This is a genomic window from Streptomyces sp. NTH33, assembly GCF_003236365.1.
Taxonomy (GTDB): Bacteria; Actinomycetota; Actinomycetes; order Streptomycetales; family Streptomycetaceae; genus Streptomyces.
On sequence record NZ_POTZ01000651.1, the window covers coordinates 1 to 2978 of the forward strand.

Genomic DNA, 2978 nt, shown 5'->3' on the forward strand with positions numbered 1-2978 from the left:
GGGGTGGCCGCCGTGCCGCTCAATCCGCGGGCCGGGGAAAAGGAGCTCGGGCACATCCTGGGCGACAGCGCGCCGTCGGTGGTGCTGGCGGCGGCCGGGGACGAGCTTCCGGCCGCGCTCGCCGGGCTGGAGCGGGTGGACGTCGATGTGCGCGCGGGCGGCCCCGTTCCCGAGGACCGCGCCGGTGACGGCGACCCCGCGCTGATCGTCTACACCTCGGGCACCACCGGCCCGCCCAAGGGCGCCGTCCTCCCCCGCCGGGCCGTCGCCGCCACGCTGGACGCGCTCGCCGACGCCTGGCGGTGGACGGGCGAGGACGTGCTGGTGCACGGGCTGCCGCTGTTCCATGTGCACGGGCTGGTGCTGGGCGTTCTCGGGCCGCTGCGGCGCGGCGGGGCCGTCCGGCATCTGGGGCGGTTCACGACCGAGGGCGTGGCGCGGGAGCTGAACGGCGGCGCGACCATGCTCTTCGGCGTGCCGACCATGTACCACCGGATCGCGGAGGCGCTGCCCGGGGACCCGGAGCTGGCCAAGGCGCTCGCGGGGGCGCGGCTGCTGGTCTCCGGGTCCGCCGCGCTGCCCGTGCACGACCACGAGCGGATCGCGGCCGCGACCGGCCGGCGGGTGATCGAGCGGTACGGCATGACGGAAACGCTGATGAACACGAGCGTGCGCGCCGACGGCGAGGCGCGCGCGGGGACGGTCGGGGTGCCGCTGCCGGGGGTCGAGCTGCGGCTCGTGGAGGAGGACGGCACGGCGATCACGGCGTACGACGGGGAGACGGTCGGCGAGATCCAGGTGCGCGGGCCGAACCTGTTCACCGAGTACCTGAACCGTCCCGACGCGACGGCCGCCGCGTTCACCGCCGACGGTTTCTTCCGCACCGGGGACATGGCGGTGCGCGACGGCGACGGCTACGTCCGCATCGTCGGCCGCAAGGCCACCGACCTGATCAAGAGCGGCGGTTACAAGATCGGCGCCGGCGAGATCGAGAACGCGCTCCTGGAGCACCCGGGGGTGCGCGAGGCCGCCGTCACGGGGGAGCCGGACCCCGACCTCGGCGAGCGGGTCGTCGCCTGGATCGTGCCGGCGGATCCGCAGTCCCCGCCGGGGGCCGAGGAGTTGGCCGACCACGTGGCGCGGCGGCTCGCCCCGCACAAGCGGCCCCGCGTCGTCCGTCTCCTCGGCTCACTGCCCCGCAACGACATGGGGAAGGTCATGAAGCGGTCTCTGGTGCACGACTGAGCGGGCCGGACGCCGACCGCAAGGAATGCCCCTAGGTGCCCCTATTTGACAGATAATCATAAAACTCACTCGTTTGGTCGCGCCCCTCCTGGTCCCTCAGAGCAGGCGCCCCCTCCTCCGCCCCCGCACGATGCCAAAGAGGCCGCCGCCCGGCGGCCTCGCCGGTCCGCGCTCTCGGGAGGATCCGTCATGGCCGCCAGTCTGGAGCAGTTGCGCCGCTGCCACTTCGCCGTCGACCTGGGAGCGGCCCGGACCCGTGTGTACGTCAAGGGCGCCGGGCTCGTCGTCGACCAGCCCTCGGTCGCGGCGGTGAACACCCGCAACGGCGCCCTGATCGCGGTCGGGGATTTCGCGGAACGGATGACGGGCCGCACCCCCGGCTACATCCGCGTGGTCCGCCCGGTCTCCGGCGGCACGGTCGTCGACATCGAGATGGCCCAGCGCATGCTGCGGCACCTGCTCGGTGAGGACATGCGCCGCACCCTGCGCCGTAAGACCTGGCTGCGGGCCGCCGCCTGCACCCCGCACGACGCCGATCCGCTGGCCCAGCGGGCCACCGTCGAGACGCTGGTCGGGCTCGGCGCCCGCCGTGTGGAACTCGTCGACACGCTGATCGCCGCCGCCGTGGGCTGCGGGCTGCCCGTGGAGCGGGCCGAGGCCACCATGATCATGATGTGCGGGGCCGCGGCCACCCAGGTGGCCGTCCTCTCGCTCGGTTCGATCGTCAACGCCGAGCGCATTCCCGTCGGCGGGGAGGCCATCGACCACGCGATCGTGCAACATCTGCGCCACGCACACGCGTTGGTGCTGCCCAGCCAGTCCGTACGGCCGCTGCAGCTGGCCCTGTCCGGCAACGGGCTCACCCCGCACGGCCCGACGTCCACGGAGATCCACGGGCGGGACGTGGCCACGGGCCTCGCCCGGTCCGTCCGGATCGACACCGCCGCCGTGCGGGAGGCCATCCAGACGCCGCTGACCACCGTGCTCGACGGCATCTACAAGGTGCTGCGCGAGTGCCCGCCGGACCTGGTGGCCGACCTCGTCGACCGCGGGATCATGATGGTCGGCGGCTCGGCCCTGCTCCCGGGCCTGGACGAGATGCTGCGCGAGGCGACCGGCATGCCGGTGCACATCGCCGAGCGCCCCGAGCTGTGCGCGATCCAGGGGCTGGGCGCGATGCTGGAGGGCCGGATCGAACCGCTGATCCTGGACCCGCTGGGAACCTGCTAGGGCCTGCCGTGTCCGCCCCCGGTCAGGGAGCGAACCAACAGCGGATCGTGGTGCCGTCCTCGCCGGAGTGCACGCGGACCAGGTCCGCGACCAGGTTGACCAGGAGCAGTCCGCGGCCGCCGCGTCGGTCGCGGACGGCGGGCCGGCGGCCGGCCAGCGGATCGTCCAGGCGGCCCCGGTCCCGTACCTCGCACAGCACGTACCCGTCCCGCTCCCACACCCGCAACTCGCCCGAACCTCCTCCGTGCACCACGCTGTTGGTGGTCAGCTCGGCCGTGACCAGGGCCAGGTCCTCCAGCCGGATGCCGGCCAGCCCGAGCCGCGCGCCCTCGGCGGTGGCGACGTGCCGGGCCTGGGAGAGCGTCTGCCTGGTGAAGGGGAACGACAGCGCGTCCGGCACGGCCGGCAGCGGCTCGTTGTACCGGGCGACGACGTGCTCGGGGGCGTAGGCGGCGCTCTCCCGCTGCCCGGCGGAGCCGGAGTGGACGACGACGGGGTGGGTG

3 protein-coding genes are annotated in these 2978 nt (G+C 74.1%); 2 read left to right on the plus strand and 1 reads right to left on the minus strand.

What is annotated here, in order from left to right; translation table 11 throughout:
* Window positions 1-1245: acyl-CoA synthetase (locus C1I97_RS34425; protein ID WP_111006913.1), on the plus strand; the 1245-nt coding region annotated here is incomplete at its 5' end.
* 189 nt (window positions 1246-1434) lie between these two features.
* Entirely contained in the window at window positions 1435-2475 is a 1041-nt protein-coding gene (locus C1I97_RS34430) for a rod shape-determining protein (RefSeq protein WP_111006914.1), read from the plus strand.
* A gap of 22 nt (window positions 2476-2497) precedes the next feature.
* On the opposite strand, the gene C1I97_RS34435 is transcribed toward C1I97_RS34430, so the two are convergent.
* Window positions 2498-2978 (minus strand): ATP-binding protein (locus C1I97_RS34435; RefSeq protein ID WP_146608392.1); only part of this gene is annotated, 481 nt, incomplete at its 5' end.

Coding starts and splice junctions, on each gene's coding strand:
- C1I97_RS34430 (WP_111006914.1), top strand. CDS start 1,435: ATGGCCGCCAGTCTGGAGCAGTTGCGCCGCTGCCACTTCGCCGTCGAC.